At 70.5% G+C, this 18,422-nt stretch carries 13 protein-coding genes and 1 tRNA gene; 9 read left to right on the top strand and 5 right to left on the bottom strand.

The window, feature by feature from the left end:
- Window positions 1–261 precede the first annotated feature (261 nt).
- On the bottom strand, window positions 262–2,493 hold the full coding sequence (locus ACVBEQ_RS13830) for a bifunctional alpha,alpha-trehalose-phosphate synthase (UDP-forming)/trehalose-phosphatase (RefSeq protein WP_447153946.1): 2,232 nt from the start codon (window positions 2,491–2,493) through the stop codon (window positions 262–264).
- A gap of 394 nt (window positions 2,494–2,887) precedes the next feature.
- Complete coding sequence (locus ACVBEQ_RS13825; protein ID WP_447153882.1) at window positions 2,888–3,460, bottom strand: peptide deformylase; 573 nt, start codon at window positions 3,458–3,460, stop codon at window positions 2,888–2,890.
- Between the two features lie 169 nt (window positions 3,461–3,629).
- Here ACVBEQ_RS13825 and efeU point away from each other — a divergent pair, with 169 nt between their 5' ends.
- The 6 genes from efeU to ACVBEQ_RS13795 all read left to right on the top strand — a co-directional run bounded on the left by efeU (window position 3,630) and on the right by ACVBEQ_RS13795 (window position 11,126).
- Window positions 3,630–5,270 carry an iron uptake transporter permease EfeU gene (efeU, locus tag ACVBEQ_RS13820; protein ID WP_447153881.1) on the top strand — a complete coding sequence of 547 codons (1,641 nt, stop codon included), beginning with the start codon at window positions 3,630–3,632 and terminating at the stop codon, window positions 5,268–5,270.
- A 99-nt stretch (window positions 5,271–5,369) separates the two neighbouring features.
- The gene (gene efeO / locus ACVBEQ_RS13815; RefSeq protein ID WP_447153880.1) at window positions 5,370–6,602 is read left to right on the top strand and encodes an iron uptake system protein EfeO; all 1,233 of its coding nucleotides are present in this window, start codon (window positions 5,370–5,372) and stop codon (window positions 6,600–6,602) included.
- Window positions 6,603–6,607: 5 nt separating this feature from the next.
- Window positions 6,608–7,909 (top strand): iron uptake transporter deferrochelatase/peroxidase subunit, encoded by a 1,302-nt coding sequence (efeB, locus tag ACVBEQ_RS13810; protein WP_447153879.1) that lies wholly within the window; start codon window positions 6,608–6,610, stop codon window positions 7,907–7,909.
- A 358-nt stretch (window positions 7,910–8,267) separates the two neighbouring features.
- On the top strand, window positions 8,268–8,786 hold the full coding sequence (locus tag ACVBEQ_RS13805; RefSeq protein ID WP_447153878.1) for a helix-turn-helix domain-containing protein: 519 nt from the start codon (window positions 8,268–8,270) through the stop codon (window positions 8,784–8,786).
- A 166-nt stretch (window positions 8,787–8,952) separates the two neighbouring features.
- Window positions 8,953–10,962, top strand: a complete 2,010-nt coding sequence (locus ACVBEQ_RS13800) for a VanW family protein (RefSeq protein WP_447153877.1) — start codon at window positions 8,953–8,955, stop codon at window positions 10,960–10,962.
- Window positions 10,963–11,053: 91 nt separating this feature from the next.
- Window positions 11,054–11,126 (top strand) — tRNA-Thr (locus ACVBEQ_RS13795).
- A 34-nt stretch (window positions 11,127–11,160) separates the two neighbouring features.
- On the opposite strand, the gene ACVBEQ_RS13790 is transcribed toward ACVBEQ_RS13795, so the two are convergent.
- Window positions 11,161–12,735, bottom strand: coding sequence for an ATP-binding protein (locus tag ACVBEQ_RS13790; RefSeq protein ID WP_447153876.1), 1,575 nt, complete (start codon window positions 12,733–12,735; stop codon window positions 11,161–11,163).
- Window positions 12,736–12,958: 223 nt separating this feature from the next.
- Here ACVBEQ_RS13790 and ACVBEQ_RS13785 point away from each other — a divergent pair, with 223 nt between their 5' ends.
- A complete protein-coding gene (locus tag ACVBEQ_RS13785; RefSeq protein WP_447153875.1) occupies window positions 12,959–14,092 on the top strand; it encodes an ABC transporter ATP-binding protein in 1,134 nt (377 codons plus the stop codon).
- 99 nt (window positions 14,093–14,191) lie between these two features.
- On the opposite strand, the gene ACVBEQ_RS13780 is transcribed toward ACVBEQ_RS13785, so the two are convergent.
- A complete protein-coding gene (locus tag ACVBEQ_RS13780) occupies window positions 14,192–15,010 on the bottom strand; it encodes an SDR family oxidoreductase (protein WP_447153874.1) in 819 nt (272 codons plus the stop codon).
- A 496-nt stretch (window positions 15,011–15,506) separates the two neighbouring features.
- On the opposite strand from ACVBEQ_RS13780, the gene ACVBEQ_RS13775 reads away from it, so the two are divergent.
- Window positions 15,507–17,039, top strand: a complete 1,533-nt coding sequence (locus ACVBEQ_RS13775) for a CYTH and CHAD domain-containing protein (protein ID WP_447153873.1) — start codon at window positions 15,507–15,509, stop codon at window positions 17,037–17,039.
- A gap of 261 nt (window positions 17,040–17,300) precedes the next feature.
- Here the strand turns inward: ACVBEQ_RS13775 and ACVBEQ_RS13770 are convergent, their stop codons facing one another.
- Window positions 17,301–18,077, bottom strand: coding sequence for a class I SAM-dependent methyltransferase (locus ACVBEQ_RS13770; RefSeq protein ID WP_447153872.1), 777 nt, complete (start codon window positions 18,075–18,077; stop codon window positions 17,301–17,303).
- A gap of 83 nt (window positions 18,078–18,160) precedes the next feature.
- On the opposite strand from ACVBEQ_RS13770, the gene ACVBEQ_RS13765 reads away from it, so the two are divergent.
- Window positions 18,161–18,358, top strand: coding sequence for a hypothetical protein (locus ACVBEQ_RS13765; RefSeq protein WP_447153871.1), 198 nt, complete (start codon window positions 18,161–18,163; stop codon window positions 18,356–18,358).
- Window positions 18,359–18,422: the final 64 nt, after the last annotated feature.

Below are 18,422 nucleotides of genomic sequence, written 5' to 3'. Positions count from 1 at the left end.
GACGCCGGTGCAGGCGCCGGGCTCGTCCAGTGACGCGTCAGCAGGGTTTTCGCGGCCGCTGGGGCAGGATTTCCCTGCTCGAGCGGCAGTCGGCGCGCTCGCGAACCTAGGAATGGTCCGCAAGCCTGCTCAAGAACGCTAGCGGGGAGCAACCGTTCCGACCCGCCCCCGACGACGAGTCGAACCCGAGGGTGCTCCCCACAGCGTTGACAGTTCCCTCAGCCGGGCGGTCAAAACACATGCCCTGGAGAACGAGCCCGCTCAGCTCCGGGCGGTCTGCGCCTTCGCGACGGGCCCCGACGTGCCGGCGGCGTGCTGCGACCGTCGCTTCTGGGCGCGGCGGCGGTTGTCGGCCAGCACGTGCAGCACGTCGGCGACGCGGCTCGGGTCGGTGATGCGGACGTCGGCGGCGGTGCGGCCGGCTCCGACCTTGATTCCGACGTCGCCCTTCTCCAGCACCCCGAAGGCGTTCTCGTCGGTGATGTCGTCACCGATGTAGACCGTCGCCGTGGCGTGGTTGGCCTTCATCAGGGCTTTCAGCGCGCGGCCCTTGTTGGTCGTGACGACCGTCAGCTCGAGCACCATCTTCCCGCGCAACAGGTGGACACCCGGCCAGCTCGCCGGGTTCTCCTCGATCTGCGTGGTGACGGCGGCGGCCTCGGCAGGGTCCATTCCACGCAGGTGCACCGCGATGCCGGTGGGTTTGGGTTCGAGACGGACACCGCGGTACTCCGCGGTGATCTGCTGGAGCTCAAGGCGCAGCCGGCTGAGCCGCTTGGCGTCCTCCGGGGTGAGCGCCGCGGCCTCGTCGCGGTCCTCCGCGGAGGTCTCCGCGCCGTGCGAACCGACCAGGTGGACCCGCTCGACCGGGCCCAGCAGGTTCTCCAGATCGGCGAGCGCACGGCCCGAGACGACGGCGACGATGGTCCCCGGTGTCACGGTCAGCGTGCGGAGCGCCTCCATGGATTCGGGCAGCGGGCGGGCCGCCGCGGGGTCGTCGACGATCGGTGCCAGACAGCCGTCGAAATCGGTGGCGACGAGCAGCCGGCCGGTCTCGCTGACCTCGGCGATGGCCGCGGTGACATCGCCGGGCAGCCGCGACATCGCGTCGGCGACATGGTCTCTCGTCTGTTCCAGCGCGGACAGGAACGCCGCCGCCCAGCGGTCGACGTCGTGCGTGAGCACCTGCCGGCGGAGGGAGCGCATGCGCCGCCGTGCCTCGACCGTCGGCATGGTCAACGCGGACCGGAGGCCGTTCTTCACGCCGTCCGTGTCGTACGGGTTGACCAGCAGGCCCGCCCGCAGTTCCTTGGCCGCGCCGGTGAACTCGGAGAGCAGCAGCACGCCGCCGCCGTCCACCCTGCAGGCGACGTACTCCTTGGCGACCAGGTTCATCCCGTCCCGCAGCGGTGTCACCGTCATGACGTCGGCGGCCACGTAGAACGCGGCCAGCTCCTCACGCGGGAGGGACTGGTGCAGGTAGTGCACGGCGGGGTGGCCGATCTTGCCGTAGTCGCCGTTCAGCGAGCCGACCTGCTGCTCGATGGCCTCCCGCATCCGCTTGTACGACCCCAGCCGCTCCCGGCTCGGGGTGGCGATCTGCACCATCACGGCGTTCTCGACCGCCGGGTCGCCCTCGGCCAGCAACTCACCGAAGGCGCGCAGCCGGACGTCGATGCCCTTGGTGTAGTCGAGCCGGTCGACGCCCAGGATGATCTTGCTCGGGTGACCGAGATCGTCCCGCAGCTTCTTGGCGGCGTTGTGGATGCGCGGGGTTGCGGCGAGCGCCGACTGCTCCGCCGAGTCGATGGAGATCGGGTAGGCGCCGGCCTTGATGGTCCGGCCGTCGTGCTCGATCGTGCCGCCGGTGGTGATTGCCCCGGTCAGGGATTTGGCCAGCCGGGCGAAGTTCCGCGCCCCGCCCGGCAGTTGGAAGCCGATCAGGTCCGCGCCGAGCAGGCCGTTCACGATCTGGGTCCGCCACGGGAGCCGCATGAACAGCTCGACCGGCGGGAACGGGATGTGCAGGAAGAAGCCGATCCGGACGTCCGGCCGGAGACGGCGCAGGAACTGCGGAACCAGCTGCAGCTGGTAGTCGTGCACCCAGACCGTCGCGCCCGGGGCGGCCAGCTCGGCCGCCTCCTCCGCGAACCGGGCGTTCACCTTCTGATAGGCCTCCCACCACTCGCGGTGGAACTGGGACTCGACGACCGCGTCGTGATACAGCGGCCACAGGGTCTCGTTGGAGAAGCCCTCGTAGTAGTCGTCGACCTCCTGTGCCGACAGCGTCACCGGATGCAGGCTCAGGCCGTCGGTGGTGGTCGGCTCGAGGGTCACGTCGGCGGTGCCCGGCCAGCCGATCCAGGCTCCGTGCCGGCGGGACAGGATCGGCGCGAGTGCCGTCACCAGGCCGCCGGGCGCCTGCCGGGCCTTCGTGCTGCCGTCCGGCATCTTCTCCATGTCGAACGGCAACCGGTTCGCCACGACCACCATCTGCACCTGGCCGCTGAGCGCGCCGTCCTCGATCGCTTCCGACTCGCCCGCTGCCTGTGCGCCGTCCCCGCTGGAGCTGCCGTTGGTGCGACCGTCGGCCGCATCGGTATCGGAAGCATCGGTGTCGATCGGGTCGGTCTCGATCGACTCGGTCTCGACTGCTTCGGTGTCGGTCCCAGTGCTCACGCCGAGCATCCGATCGTCAGCGGGAGCGCAGAAGTCGGTGATGCGGCGGCGATGGTGCGGGACTGTGGGTTGGCGGTCGACACAGGGCTCACCTTATCGGCAGCTCACAACACCCCGACCAGCCCAGCGTGACAACCTTGTCACCTCCGGTGAGTACCTGTCGGCATGTCCGGCTGTCCGCCGGACGTCCCGGTCGGGCGTCCGGCGCTCAGTGTCCGAACGGGTCCGGATCCTTGCCCGGCTGCCAGGTCAGGCCCGGGACGCCCCAGCCGTTCGCCTTGACGGCCTTGCGGGCGGCGCGCGCGTTCTTGCCGATCAACCGGTCCAGATACAGGTAGCCATCCAGGTGATCGACCTCGTGCTGAAGGCATCTCGCGAAGAACCCGGTGCCCTCCACCACGATCGGCTCACCCGCCCGGTCGACGCCTCTGACCTTCGCCCAGTCGGCCCGGCCGGTTGGAAAGCTCTCCCCGGGTACGGAGAGGCAGCCCTCCGAGTCGTCGTCCGGGTCGGGCATGTTCGTGGGGACCTGGGAGGTCTCGATGACCGGGTTGACGACGTAGCCCTTCCGCCGGGTGCCGTGGTCCGGGCAGTCGTAGACGAACACCCGCCGGTCGTCGCCGATCTGATTCGCCGCCAGTCCGGCACCGTAGGCAGCCTCGTTGGTCTCGAGGAGGTCTTCGATCAACATGTCGAGTTCGGGGGTGGAGAACTCGGTGACGGGACGGGTCGGGCGGTGCAGGACCGGCTCTCCGCAGATCACGATGGGTCGGATGGTCATCCGAACAGGGTACGGACCGCGTCCCGGATGTCCGTTGCTGAGGTCGGGATCACAGTGTCGCTGAGGTGCCGTACAGGGGTAGTGTCCCGACAGCGAGGTGAGGCTAGCCTTACCTGAATCGGCGTCACCAACCGTCGCGCACCGATGCGGAACCGTCCCAGGAGGCAGCATGCTCGCGACGTTCGTCATCGGGCTGCGCGAGGGACTCGAGGCCGCGCTGATCATCGGGATCATCGCGGCCTTCCTGAAGCAGAGCAATCGGGCCGACGCGCTGCGCAAGGTGTGGGCCGGCGTCGCGGTCGCGGTCGCGGTGTGCCTGGCGGTCGGAATCTCGTTGCAGCTGTTCAGCGCCGGGCTGCCGCAACGCGAGCAGGAGATGCTCGAGTGCGTCGTCGCGGCCGTCGCCGTGGTGATGGTCAGCTACATGGTGCTCTGGATGCGGGCGCATTCCCGCGGGCTGCACAAGGACCTGCAGGCAGCGACCGGCAGCGCGCTGGCCAGCGGCTCGGCGGGCGCGCTGGTCGTGATGGCATTCCTGGCTGTCATCCGGGAGGGATTCGAGACGGCCGTCTTCCTGCTGGCTGCCTTCCAATCCGCCATCTCGCCGGCGCAGGCGGTGCTGGGCGTCGTGCTCGGCGTGGCGGTCGCCGTCGGCCTCGGGTATCTGGTCTACCGGGGCGGCGTACAGCTCAATCTGTCCAGGTTCTTCCGGATCACCGGTGTGGTGCTGGTCCTGGTGGCTGCCGGGCTGGTGATGAGCACCCTGCGCGCGGCCTACGAGGCCGGCTGGCTGACCCTCGGACAGCAGACGATGCTCGACCTGTCCGCCGTGGCCCGGCCCGGATCCGTCCAGGAATCGCTGCTGACCGGGATGCTCGGCATCCGGTCGAGCCTGCCGGTGGTCGAGGTGGTCGCGTACGTCCTCTATGCGGTGCCGATGCTGCTCGTCGTCCTGTGGCCGGCCAAGCGAACGCCGTCCCGCGCGGCTCTCGGGCGGCTGCTGGTCGGCACCGCGGCCGCCGCGCTGGCCGCCGCGGGCCTGCTGGCGCTGCTCGCGCCCTCGGCTCCAGGTGTTGACACCGCCCGGCAGGGACCGTTCGAGCTGCGGGCTTCGGCCGCGGCCGGCGGCGGAACCGCCCTGGTGACGGTCGGCTCCGACGCGAGGACCGCAACACTCGAGCTGACGAGCTTTCCGGCCGGCGCTCCCCAAACGCTCACCGGAACCGTCCAGTCGGACACCGTCGTCCTCACCGGGCCAGCCGTGACGTCCGAAGTCGACGCCGCCGCGACCGGCCTCCCGGCATCCCTGACGGCGACCGAACTCGCGGCCCAGAACGGCGGCCGGTTGCCCGTCGGGGTCCGTTCGACCGGCGCGGGAGACAGCTTCGACGTCGCCTACCGCGACGCCGTCACCCCGACGGTCCGGGTCGACGGTGCCACCGGGATCGTCACCGCCATCGACTCCCGGTTGGTGCGGACGCTGCTGGTCACCGTGCCCGGTCGCGGCGTCGTGCAGGCGGGAGTCGTCCTGGACGAGCGGGTGGATGCCACCGACGCCGCCTTGGCCGCCGGTGCCCAGCGGCTCGCCGCCTTCGATGCCGACCGCGCCCGCCATCAGGTCGTGGGGCAGGTGATCCCGGCCCTGCTGGTGCTGTTCGCGATCGTGCTGCTGGCGTTCGGTCTGCCGAAACTCCCTCGGCGTCAACCGGTCTCGGCCGCACCCGGGGCAGCGTCCCGGGCACCGTCGGATCCGCCGCAGGTCGACCGGGTCGACCAGTCCCTCGCACTGTCAAGGCCGCCATCGGGCTGAGCCGCCGTTCCGCCGTCACGCCGACCGGCCGCCCGCCCCCGCGAGCGCATCGCGGTCGGTGCACGCCATCCGTCCCTCATCGCATCTCTGGAGATACCCATGACCACACCGCTCCGCCGCGCCCGGCCAGCCGTTTTGCTGACGGCCGGCGCCCTGCTGCTGGCCGGTTGTGGTTCCGCCGCGCCTGCCGCGTCGAGCCCGTCCGCGTCCTCCGCGGCGCCCGCGGCGTCGGCCGGGGGCGATTCGGCGGCCGCGGCGGTCGACGGTCAGGTGAACATCACCGTCACCGAGGCAGGTGGGTGCGCGGCCAGCCCGGACACCGTGCCTGCCGGGCAGGTCACCTTCCTGATCACCAACGTCGATGCGCTGAGCGTCACCGAGGTCGAATTGGTCGCCGACCAGCGCATCGTCGGCGAGCGGGAGAACCTCGCACCCGGCTTCGATTCGACGTTCTCGGCGCGGCTCGACGGCGGCAGCTACGAAGTCTTCTGCCCAGGGGCGACCACCGAGCGGACGCCGTTCACCGTCACCGGCGAGGCAGCCGCCCAGTCGGCCGATCTGACCGCGTTGCTGGACACCGCCACCGCCGACTACGCCGCCTACGTCGACGACCAGATCGCGTTCCTGCTGGTGCCGGTCAAGGAACTGGCCGCGGCGCTCGAGGCCGGGGATCTCGCGGCCGCGCAGGCCGCGTACGTCAAGGCGCGCCCGTTCTACGAGCGGATCGAACCGGTCGCCGAGTCGTTCCCCGAGTTGGACCCGGCGATCGACCTCCGCGCCGGTGACGTCGAGACAGGCACCGAGTGGACCGGATTCCACCCCATCGAGCAGGGGCTGTTCGAGAAGAAGAGCGCCGCGGGGCTTGCCGAGCTCGGTGACCAGTTGGTCGTCGACATCCAGAGCCTGCAGACGGAGGCCGCGAAACTGTCCGCGGCGACCTCGGCGGGCACCGCCGGTGGGTACCAGGCCTTCGAGATCGCCAACGGATCGGCCACCCTGCTGGACGAGGTGCTGGCGTCCAAGATCACCGGTGAGGAAGAGGCGTACTCGAGGATCGACCTGCTCGATTTCGAGGCCAACGTCGAAGGCTCCCTGCAGGCGTTCGCGACGCTGAAGCCGGCGCTCGACCAGATCGATCCCACCCTGGTGCCGCAGATCTCCGCCGCGTTCGACGCGCTCACTGCCGTGCTCGACGGCTACCGCGACCCCGCCGCGCCCGGTGGCTGGACGCCGTACGACAAGCTGACGGCGCAGGACAAGAAGAAGCTCACGGACGCGCTGCTCGTCGTGCAGGAGCCGCTGTCGGCGATCTCCGCGAAGATCACGAACTGACGGCCATGGAACGCACGGACACAGAGAACCGGGGACCGTCCCGGCGGCGGTTCCTCGGCGGGGCGGCGGCCGCCGGAGTCGGGCTCGCCGCCGGCGTCGGGGTGGCGGCCGGCTACGGCATTCGCACTGCTGACGGTGCATCGGCGCCGACCGTCGACGCGGCCACGGCCAGGGCGCAGAACGTGGTGCCGTTCTACGGCCCCCGGCAGGCCGGCATCACCACCGCCCAACAGGAACGGCTGATGTTCGCCGCGCTCGACGTCACGACCACCGATGTCGAGGAGCTGCAGCGGATGCTCGGCCGGTGGGCCGCGATGGCCGCGCGGCTGACCGCAGGCAAGCAGGTCAGCGATTCACCGATCCGGCCTGAGCAGCCGCCCTTCGACACCGGCGAGTCGATGGACCTCGGCCCGCACTCGCTGACCATCACCGTGGGATTCGGTCCGTCCCTGTTCGACGACAGGTTCGGGTTGGCGGACCGGATGCCGGCCGAGCTGGCCCCGTTCGGGACGATGCCCGGTGATGCGGTGATGAAGCCCGCGCTGTCCGACGGTGACCTCTGCATCCAGGCTTGCGCGGACGACCCGCAGGTGGTCTTCCACGCCATCCGCAACATGGTGCGGGCGGCCAGGGGAACGGCTGTGCTCAAGTGGTCGCAGCTGGGGTTCGGCCGCGCCTCGGCGACGGGCGCCGGGCAGTCGACCCCCCGCAACCTGATGGGCTTCAAGGACGGCACCAACAACATGCACGCCGACGACACCGCCGCGCTGGACGAACAGGTCTGGGTGCCTTCCGGCGGCGCCGCGTCGCCGACCGATTGGATGGCCGGCGGCTCCTACCTGGTCGCCAGGAAGATCAGGATGGAGATCGAGAGCTGGGACACCGACCCGCTCACCGATCAGGAGCGGATCTTCGCGCGGCACAAGGCGACCGGTGCGCCGCTGACCGGCGGGGAGGAGTTCACCCCGGTCGACTATGCGGCCGTCGACGCCACGGGCGCGCTTGTCGTCGACATGAACGCGCACATCCGGCTCGCGTCACCGGAGCAGAACGGCGGCGTGCGCCTGCTCCGGCGTGGCTACAACTACACCGACGGCCAGGACCCGGACACCGGGAAGCTGGCCGCCGGGCTGTTCTTCATCGCCTTCCAGCGGGACCCGCAGAAACAGTTCAAGGCGCTACAGACCCGGCTCGGCCGATCCGACCTGCTCAACGAGTACATCGCGCACATCGGCGGCGGGCTGTGGGCCTGCCCGCCCGGCGTCAGCGCGCCCGGTGACTGGTTCGGCCGCTCGCTGTTCCGCTGACGCGCGCGTATCACGGTGACGGCGGGGCTGGCGGCCGTGTCTGGGTCCTGCCGCCCGACCGCCGACGCTGCGGCGTCGCTGCGACCGCGCAATCGGGGCAGGCGTGTCCTCGCAACGCGGTCCCGCCATCGCCCTGACACGTTCGGGGCAATCGGCGAACACCAATGGGCCGAACGAGTGTAATCGCGGTTACCCTGTGGTAGAAAGACCGAAGGGGTGCGTACATCATGCTCCGGTATAGCCCATCCGGCTCACGGCAGAGTTCGAATTGTGACTGTGAGCACGGACGGTGACCGGGGCATTGGCATCCCGGCGGCCCGAGAGCCTCTCGGTCGTCCCTCCAACGAAGGGGACCAGCGTGTCGCAGGCTTACGACGCACGGTCGCAGCAGGCGTTCGCCGCTGCCGTGTGCCGGGTGATGCGTGAATCGCGACGCCGGCAGAAGCTCACCCAGGCCGAGGTGGCCCAGCGGACCGGCGGCCTTGTCAGCAAGGCTGCCCTCGCGAATTACGAAACCGGCCACCGTTCCCTGCGGGTGGACGTGCTGTGGGTGATCGCCGGCGCGCTCGGCGAGGACCTCGGCACGCTGCTCGGCGCGGCGGAACAGGGCGTCGCGCTGCGCCCGAGTGCCGGAACCAGCGGGTCCATCACGGTGGACGTGTCCGAGGTGATGGCCACCAACGACCCGCGGCTGGCCCCGGTCAAACGGTGGTTCGAGTTCCGCACCAACGGGGCGTCATCCGCGATGACGCTGGACGACGGCGCCATTGCCGCCCTCGCTTCGTTGATGAACGTCACGCCGCTGGAGTGCCGGCGGATTCTCATCTCCACCATCCGCGGCGTCCGTCACTCACCGCTGCCCGCCCAGGCTCGCTGACCGTCCCTCGGCTGCCCAGCCGGCATTTGTGGTGGTCCGTTCGGGTGACATGATGCCCTGCACAGCAGCGTCCGGCCCTCTCGTGCGTCCCAAGGATCGGTGACCCCGATCAGGACAATGGTCCTGAGTGGAGAAGTCCGCCGGATGTCGAGCGCGAGGGACAGGTGTGAAGGATCTGACGGGCAACAATGCTGCGGAGCCGGCCGGGGGGCCGCCCGCCGCTGCCGACCATCCGACCGATCGGATCCGGAGCGAGGATGTGGGCGCCGAGGCGACCCAGCGCATCCGCACCGCGGAACACGGTGCGGATCGACACGGCGACGACGAACGCACCGAACTCATCGATGTCAGTGGCCTCGATCTCGGTGGTCGACCGGCAGGGGAGGCGCAACCTCCCGGCCCGCCCGCGGGCAGCGCACCGGCCGGTGGCCCGACCGGCCGTTCACCTCGACTGATCGCCGCCATCATCGCCGGCGCCGTCCTGCTGGTCCTCGCCGTCGTGTACCTCGTCGACCTCCTGTCCACCAGTGGCGAGATCGAGCGCAACACCACGATCGCCGGTGTCGAGGTCGGCGGGATGACGCCGATCGAGGCAACGGCCGCCCTGACGGCGCAGGCGGTCCCCGCCTACAACAGGCCCGTGACGGTCGACGTCCACGGCGAGTCCACCCCGATCGATCCCGCGGACGCCGGTCTCACCGCGGACGTCGCTGCCACTGTGCAGGAAGTCGGCGTGCGGTCGGCCAGCCCGATCGCCCGGGTCTCCTCGTTCTTCATGTCCACCGACGTGCCGTTGGCCGTGACGACCGACGACGCTGCGTTGTCGGCATTCCTCACGGGCATCGCCGACAGCACGGACATCGCGCCGGTCGAGGGCCAGGTGGCCATCGAGGGCACCACCGTCCGGACGGTCGAGCCCGTCACCGGCCGCACCCTGGAGGTCGAGCCGGCGGTTGACGCCGTCGCGACCGCGTGGGCGGCAGGTGGCCCGTCGGCGGTGAACGGCCTCGTGCTGCCGGTCAACGACGCTCCGGTTCGGGCCAGCGCCGCGAAGGTCGACGCGGCCGCCGCGGAGGCGACGAAGATCCTCTCCGCCCCGATCCGGCTGGTCGCCGAGGGCGCCACCGTGCCGGTGCCCGTCGCCGGTATTGCGGCAGCGACCACGGTCGCGCCGGACGACTCCGACGGGTTCACCGTCGCGGTCGACGTGGCCAAGGTGCGCGCGCCGCACACCGCGCCCGTCGAGGCGACCCAGGCCGGGCCCAAGGACGCCGTCATCGCGATTCAGAACGGTGCCCCGGTGATCACGCCCAGTGCGGCGGGCCGCACCGTCGACTGGAAGGCCACCGATGCCGCCATCGGAACCGCGCTGCGCGGCGACGACCGCGACGCGACCGTGGTCTACGCGACCGCGCAACCGTCGTTCACCACCGAGAAGGCTAAGTCGCTGGGCATCAAGGAGGTCATCGGGGAGTTCACCACCGGCGGCTTCGCGTCGGCGTCCGGGGAGAACATCCGGGTGGTCGCGGAGAAGGTCAACGGGGCCGTGGTCGCGCCCGGTGCCACCTTCGGGCTCAACGAGTTCACCGGCCCCCGCGGGGCCGAGCAGGGCTATGTGGAAGCGGCGGTGATCCAGGAGGGAGCGCTGTCGAAGGCGGTCGGCGGCGGCATCAGCCAGTTCGCCACCACGCTCTACAACGCCGCGTACTTCGCCGGGATGGGCGACGTCACGCACACCCCGCACTCGTTCTACATCAGCCGCTACCCACCCGGCCGTGAGGCCACCGTGTTCGACGGCGAGATCGAGCTGGCGTTCTCCAACGACTACCCGACGGGCGTCCTCATCCAGACGGTCTTCACCGACTCGGACATCACCGTCCGGCTGTGGGGAACCAAGCACGTCGAGGTCGAGTCGGTGACCGGCGAGCGTTTCGACACCACTCCGCCGCAGGTCGTCGTCAAGCCGGCCGGCTCGGAGTGCATCGCGTCCGGCGGCTCGAACGGGTTCTCCATCGTCGACACCCGGATCATTCGCGACCTGACCGGCAAGGAGATCCGCCGGGAGGATTTCACCACCGTCTACAACGGCCAGCAGAACGTTGTCTGCTCGGCGGCGGCCGCACCGACGGACCCTGCTGCGGGCGCTCCGGCGGCCGGCACCACCACGGGCGGCTGAGCCGGTCCGGGAGCTGATCGGAGCGGCTCCCGGTTCCGGCTACGCTGATCCACGCCGGGTGTTGACCCGGCAGGCCCGGTTCGCCTGGCCCGCCGCCGTGGCGCAATTGGTAGCGCACCCGACTTGTAATCGGGCGGTTAGGGGTTCAAGTCCCCTCGGCGGCTCTGAGCCCTTTTTTTGTCACTCCGGCAGCGGCCGTCATTCGGCTGCTGAGCGCGCTGCGGCCCAGGTCGTGGGGACGTCCCCACCACCTTCGAGGGTGATGCGGCTGCCGACCTGGGCGAGCAGCGGGACCGGGGAGATCGGCCCGGCGAACAACGCCTGGCCGAGCCCGAAGCCGGTTGCCTGCCGGAGCAGCGGCGGCGGTACGGCGGAGAACATCTCGTCGAGATCCGCGATGTCGCCCGCACCGTTCATCCTCATCAGGATCAGGTTGTCGCACTGCGACACCACGTTGGGGTGCACCTTGTTGGGCCGCTGGCTGGCGACGAACAGGTGCAGCCCGAATTTGCGGCCCTCGCCGGCGATCAACGCGCCGTACTCCGCGGTCCTGAGGAGCAGCGGATCCGATGTCGAGGCAGGAAAGATGTTGTGCGCCTCATCGACCGCGAGAAGCATCGGCGTCCGTTCACGGCGGTGCGCCCACCGGTTGCCCAGCAACACCAGTGACACGGCCGTTCGTTCGTCGGGCCGGGTCAGGCTGCCGACATCCAGGACGAGGCACCGCGGCAGCTCACCGGGGTAGTCGCGCAGCAGGGACGGCTCCCCGTCCCGCCGCCACAGGTCCCAGGTGTCCAGGCCGAGGTTCCGAATGCGCAGCGCGAGGTGCTCGGACTCGGGGCGGCCGGCGGCCACCGCGGCCAGTTCATGCACCGAGTAGGGCTCGGCGAGGGTTGCGGCCACCTGTCGGAGCTGGGCGTAGTCGTCGATGTCGTGGATCGGGTGCAGCTGCAGCAGCAGGGCCTGCACGTCCAGGTCGAAGTCGCTGAAGTCCGCGCAGAGGATCAGGTCGGCGCCCTGGCCACGGGCCCCGGCGACGCGGACGGACCGAGCCAGTTCCCGGTACCTGTTCCCCTCCGGCGAGGTGTCCGCCGGGTCGGCGAGCGCACCGAGGTGCACGTGATCGGAGTTCGGGTCGATGACGACCAGCGGCAGACCGGTGTTGGCCAGCAGTCGCTCGAACAGCACACCGGTGGTGTAGGTCTTGCCGGAACCGGACTGTCCGCACATGAATGTGTGCCGGCCGAATCCCTTCGCCCGGAGCCGGGCCGGGACGCCACCGGACTGCCGGTAGGAGCCCACGACGATCGTCGGATGGTTTCCATCCAGCCCGGCTGCCACGGTCGCCAGCTCGGCCTCGGTCGCCGCCCGCAACGGGATCTCGCCGAACGGACCTGAGGCGCCGGGTGCCGAACCGACGGGAGCGAAGCGATCGGCGAGGAGATGACCCAGGATCGCGGCGGATCCGGTGGTCGCGCGCATCATCGTGGTGACCCGCGCGGAGCTGGCGACGGTGCTCAGCGCGCCCTCTGCGAGCGCCATCGACAGTTCGGGGCCCGTGCGCTCCACGATGTGCGCGTCCTGGATGTGCAGCACGACCAGCGACCCGTCAGCGTGCTCGGCGACAGCGATGGACCCGGTCTCGATCCCGAGGTCCAACGGCCCGGTCCAGAAGGCGCCGTGGCCGTCGGCCGAGTACGCGACCGACGCCACCGGGAACTGCCGGTACAGCTCGCGCCGCGTCTCGTACAGCCAGGTGTTGTCGATCGTCACGACATGTGCTCCTCGGGCGACTGATCGAATGCTCGGGCAGGTATGGCAGCACTGCTGGCGTCGGTCGCGGGGACAGCCCGCCGGCCGCCGTCACGTCAGGCGTCCACGGTGTCGGGTCAGGTTATGGCCTTCGCCGGCACGGACCGACGATGGTTCACCAGAAAAGCCCGGGTTCACCCCTTCTCCTGACGGTTACCGTGGGAGGAGCACAGGAGGGCCGGGGATGAGCGACGGAACGGGCGCGGAGGTGCCGGGCTGCACCGGGCTGGACGGCGCCACCGTGGTCCAGCGGGACGGCACCGTGACCCTGCACGACATCACCCTGCTCGCCCGCCCCGGGGAGTTGCTGGCCGTGCTCGGGCCGTCCGGAAGCGGCAAGTCGACGTTGCTGCGGGCCATCGCGGGCCTGGCCAAGCTCCAGTCGGGGCGGGTGCTGGTCGCCGGTCGGCCGACCAGTTCCGACCCCGCCCAACGCGACCTGGCGATGGTCTTCGAGCGGACCCAGCTGATGCCACTGCTCGACGTGGCCCGCAACATGGGGTTCGGGCTCTCCACCCGCAAGGTGCCGGCACCGGAGGTCGAGCGCCGTGTCGACCAGCAGTCCCGACGGCTCCGGGTCGGCAAGCTGCTGCGCCGGATGCCCAACCAGCTGTCCAGCGGCGAGCAGGGTCAGGTGGGGATCGGCCGTGCACTGGTCCGCACCCCGAAGGCGTTCCTGCTGGACGAGCCGCTCGCGCACGTCGACATCCACGAGCGGGCTCGCATGCGCAGGGTGATCGCGGAGACCGTCAGGTCCACCAAGGTCAGCACCCTGTATGTCACCCACGACCAGTCCGACGCCCTGGCGATCGGCGACCGGATCGCCGTCCTGAAGGCGGGGCGCCTCGTCCAGGTCGGTACGCCGCGGGAGCTGTACGACATGCCTGCCGACCTGTTCGTCGCCGACTTCATCGGTGACGCGCCCATCGGCGCGCTGCCCGGCCGGCTGGTCACCTCCGGCGGGATGGCCGGCTACCAGGTGGGGGAGCGCACCCTGCCGACCTGGCAGCCGGTGCCGCCCGAGCTGGCACCGCACCTCGACCGGAACGTCATCCTCGGCCTGCGGCCGGAGGACGTCCGGGAGGCGGACAACCGGTCCAACCCCGATTCCGTCCGGCTGACCGGGCCCGTTCGGGCGATCGGCCGGAACGGTCGGGACGCTTTCCTGACGGTGGAGATCGCCGGTGCGCGGCTGGTCGCCAGGTTCCCCGGTCGGACAGCCGCCCGGCTGGGCGACGTCGTGACGATCACCGCCGACGCCGGTCGCGCGCACGTCTTCGACCGGTCCGGCCGGGCCCTCTACCACCCGCCGACCTGATTGCGGCGCCGGTCGTCCCCGGCGTTGGAATTAGTGGGTCGGTCTCCTTCACCGAACCGCCGCCTGCAGGCTGAGGTAGGCAGGCTCGGGTGTCCCGGATCAGGTGTGCAGGCCGCCGTCGGAGTACAGCAGCTGACCGTTGATCCAGCCGCCGTCGGGCGAGCACAGGAACGACACCAGCGAAGCGGTGTCGGCGGGAGTCCCCACCCTGCCCAGCGGTGACGCCGCCGCGATCTCCGCCATCGGTTCCGGCGATATCCACCCGGTCTGGACCGGACCGGGGTTGACCACGTTGGCGGTGATCCGCAGGTCCTGAAGCTCTCGGGCGGCGGCGATGACGATCCGGTCCAGCGCACCCTTGCTGGCCCCGTAGGGCAGGTTGTGAACGGTGTGGTCGCTGGTCAGGGCCACGATCCGGCCGGCGCTCCGGTCATTCGGGCCGTCCGGTCCCCGGAAACGGCGCGCGAATTCGACGATCAGCAGCCAGCTGGCCCGGGAGTTGACGGCGAAGTGCCGATCGAAGCTCTCGACCGTGGTGTCCAGCAGCGACGAGTCCACCGATTCGCAGTGGCACATCACCAGGGCGGTCACGGGGCCGAGGGCCGCCTCGACGTCGTCGAACAGCCGCGCCGGGCTTGCCGGGTCCGTCAGATCCTCCGCCAGGGTGACCGTCCGCGCGCCGGCCGCCCGCACGGCTCGCTCGACGGCTGCGGCGTCGTCGTCCCGGGATCCCCAGGGCATCCGCTCGTCGTACGGCACCCATCCCGCGGTTGCGACGTCCCAGCCGTCCGAGGCCAGTCTGGTGGCGATGCCGGCACCGATGCCGGCGGTCCGGCCGGCCCCGGTGACCAGTGCGACGGGTCGGGCCGTGCGCCCGGACTCGGGCGGCGATCCGGTGGGTCCGCTGGGTGGCGTCATCGCGTCTCCTCCTGCTCGAGCCGGCCGCTGGGTAAGCCGGCCGACACACGTTCGCCGCACGAAGTTAACAGCGGCCGGCTTGCCTGCCGCGGGCCGCTCTGTCTAGCCTCGTAGTCAGGTCACGCACGTGCACCGGCGCCGAGGTGGACCACCCGGCACCAGGGTCAGACACGATTTCGACCTTCCCGTATCACCGTCCGAGCGCTGCCTCCTGAAGGTCAGCCGGACTTCCCCGGGCCACCGCCCGATCTGCGGCCGTCCCCCGACGGCCCCACAACACACCCTTAGGACGACAGATGAGCGCCCCAGTCCCCGCCACCAGAGCGGGACGTTGTGATTGCTGTTCCACCCCCTACCGCGCCGGCACCCCGATCGTCTGGGACTCGGCCGTCGCCGGCTGGGTCCTGGCTGGTCACCGCAGTGCCGCGAGCCGCTGAGAGCACCCGGCGAGGGTCCTTCCAGAGAGCCTGACCTGCCGCTCTGGTAGACCACTTGCATGACGTCCAAGCACCTCGAGCTCGAACGCAAATATGAAGTCGATGCGGCACTGGGATGGGTCGACCTGAGCGGGTTGCCCGGCGTCACCGGAGTCGCCGCGCCCGAGACGTTCTCGCTGCGCGCCACCTACTACGACACCGAGCGCCTCGATCTGGCTCGGGCGAAGGTCACCCTCCGGCGACGGACCGGCGGCTCGGATGCGGGCTGGCACCTCAAGCTTCCCGCCGCTGCCGGCGGTCGGTTGGAGCACGGCGAGCCCCTCGGCGATGACGACAGCCCGGTCCCGGCATCACTGGTCGACCTGACGAAGATGTGGACCAGGGGACGGGAGCTGCGGCCGGTCGCCACGTTGAGCACCGAACGGACCGTGTACCGGTTGCTCGGCGACGGCGACACCGTGCTGGCCGAGGCGGCCGACGACCAGGTCAACGCCGAGGCGTTCGGCACCGACGGGGCCGTTCTGAGCTCGTGGCGGGAGTGGGAGATCGAGCTGGTCGACGGGCCCGTGGAACTGCTCGACGCCGCCGGTCCCGTGATGCTGGACGCCGGGGCCGGGCCGTCGGCGTCAGCGTCGAAACTTGCCCGCGCCCTCGGCGAACGGCTGACCGCGCTACCGAAGCGGCCGACCATCGATCCGCTGACCACACACAGCCCCGCCCGTGACGTGGTCCAGACCCACCTCATCGAGCAGTTCGACGCCCTGCTGGTCCGCGGCGAACAGGCCAGGCATGACGTGCCGGACGGCGTGCACAAGGCGCGGGTGGCGACGCGGCGGCTCCGCAGCGCACTGGCGACCTTCCGCCCACTGGTGAACCGGGAGATCACCGACCCGCTGCGGAACGAGCTCAAGTGGATCGCGGGCGAGCTGGGCGGGGCACGGGACGCGGAGGTGCTGCGCATGCGGCTGCTCGACGAGGTGGCCGCCGAACCGGCCGACCTGGTCCTCGGACCGATCGCTGCGCGCATCGAGGTCGAGCTGCAGAGCGACCACCGCAAGGCCCACGACGAGCTGGTCGAAGCCTTGGACTCTGAGCGCTACTTCCAGTTGCTCGACCAGCTGGACGACCTGGTCATCGCGCCGCCGTTCACCGAACAGGCGGACGGCCGCGCGGACAAGGTGCTGACCAAGCGGGTCAGGAAGGCGTACGACAGGGTCGACGGCCTGGTCGGGCACGGCGCACCGGAGGACCTGCGCGAGCGCGACGAGTGGTACCACGAGATCCGCAAGGCAGCGAAGCGGCTGCGGTACGCGGCGGAGTCGGTCGAGTCCGCGTTCGGCGCCCAGGCGACTGCGCTTGCCGAGGCCGCCGAGGACCTCCAGGAGGTGCTCGGCGAGCACCAGGACAGCGTGGTGGCCCGGGAGGCGCTGCGCGGTTTGGGCGTCCGGATGCACCTCGACGGCGACAACGCCTTCACCATCGGCCGGCTGCACGCGCTCGAACAGGTCCGGGGCGACGCCGCGATCGCCGAGTTCGCAACGGCCTGGAAGGCACTGACCCGCAAGCAGGTCCGGCGGTGGCTGAAGCGCTGAACCAGCGTCGGCCGGCGCCCCGTCTGCAGGTCGCGCGCGCCAGGCGGCCCGACCACCGTCCACTGCCACCTGAGCAGGGAAAACGAGCGTCGGCGGGCAGGATTTCACTGCTGACGTGGCAGTCGACGCGAGGGACCGGCCGCGCGTGGCCCGCGGCTGTGGTGGGGCGCGGGGGTTTGGGTGTCGGGGCCGGCTGCGCGTGGCCCGCGGCTGTCATGGGCTGCGCGGGGTGGTGGCTGTCGGGACAGGCCCGGGTGAGCCTCAGCGCGGCCGACGGCCCACGAACACCACCCGGGGCGTCCGGTCCTCGGTGGTTTCTTCCCGCACCGTGGTGGCACGGAAACCCTCGTCGCGGAGCACCTGCAGCCAGACGGGAACGCTGAACAGGCCGGTCCGGTGCGTCTCGTGAACTGCGTCCACCGTCCCGTCGCCGTCCCGCAGCAGGAACGCGTAGTCGGTCTGCACCCAGCTGTCAGACGGATCCGGGTCCCAGGTCCACTCGAGGTACCGGACGCCGCGGCCCGGCGCGGCGCCGGATTGCCCGGAAGTGGCGGGGTCGTCGACGCCGCCGTGGTCGCTGTACGGCTCGAAGGTCTCGACCGTGGCGTCGGGGACGAAGACCGCCGTCCCGCCCGGACGGCAGTGCTCGAAGGCGGTCCGCACCGCGAGCCGGAGGTCCGCCTCGGTGGTCATGTAGTCGATGGCGTCGTGGATCAGGACGGCGTCGAAGGTCCTGCCCAGACGGACGTCACGCATGTCGCCCTGGATGTGCTCGCACCCGAGATTGAGCCGGCGGGACACCGTCAGCATGCCGTCGGAGAGATCGACGAGGGTGAGGGTGAAGTGCGGCGTCAGATGGACGGCGTTGTGTCCGCCGCCGCTGCCCAGTTCGAGCACGGACTCGACGGGACCGTCGGCGTCCGCCAGCAGGCTGCCGACGAAGGCGGCTTCCTCCGCGTACTCCTCCGGCGGCGAGATCAGCGGCCACCACGGTGAGAGGTCGCCGTAGAAGCGATGCTCGGCCGCGGGTTCCAGCATCCGGCCATGGTGACGCACAACCGGGAATCGGGCACTCCAATTGCCCTAGCCGTCCGATCCGATGCTGTGGCAATGTCCCGAGAATGGTCACGTTCAATGCTGCTGCGCGCGCGTTCCTCGAAACCGGCCCGCTCGCGCACCTCGTGACGCTCACCTGGGACGGACTTTCCGCCGATGCCCTAGCCGCCGCCGGGCATCATCGCCCACTATCGCCCGACCAAGATCACCGGCGTCGGTCCGTGGTTGGACTGAACTCGGCGGCTGAACTGAACTGGGCCTGACGCCTACCGCACACGGTCGTGACGCGGGTCACTTCACCGGACAGTGCGGAAACCGTCAACCATT

It is taken from the genome of Nakamurella sp. GG22 (genome assembly GCF_052976845.2).
This window is presented reverse-complemented; position numbering and strand designations above follow the sequence as displayed.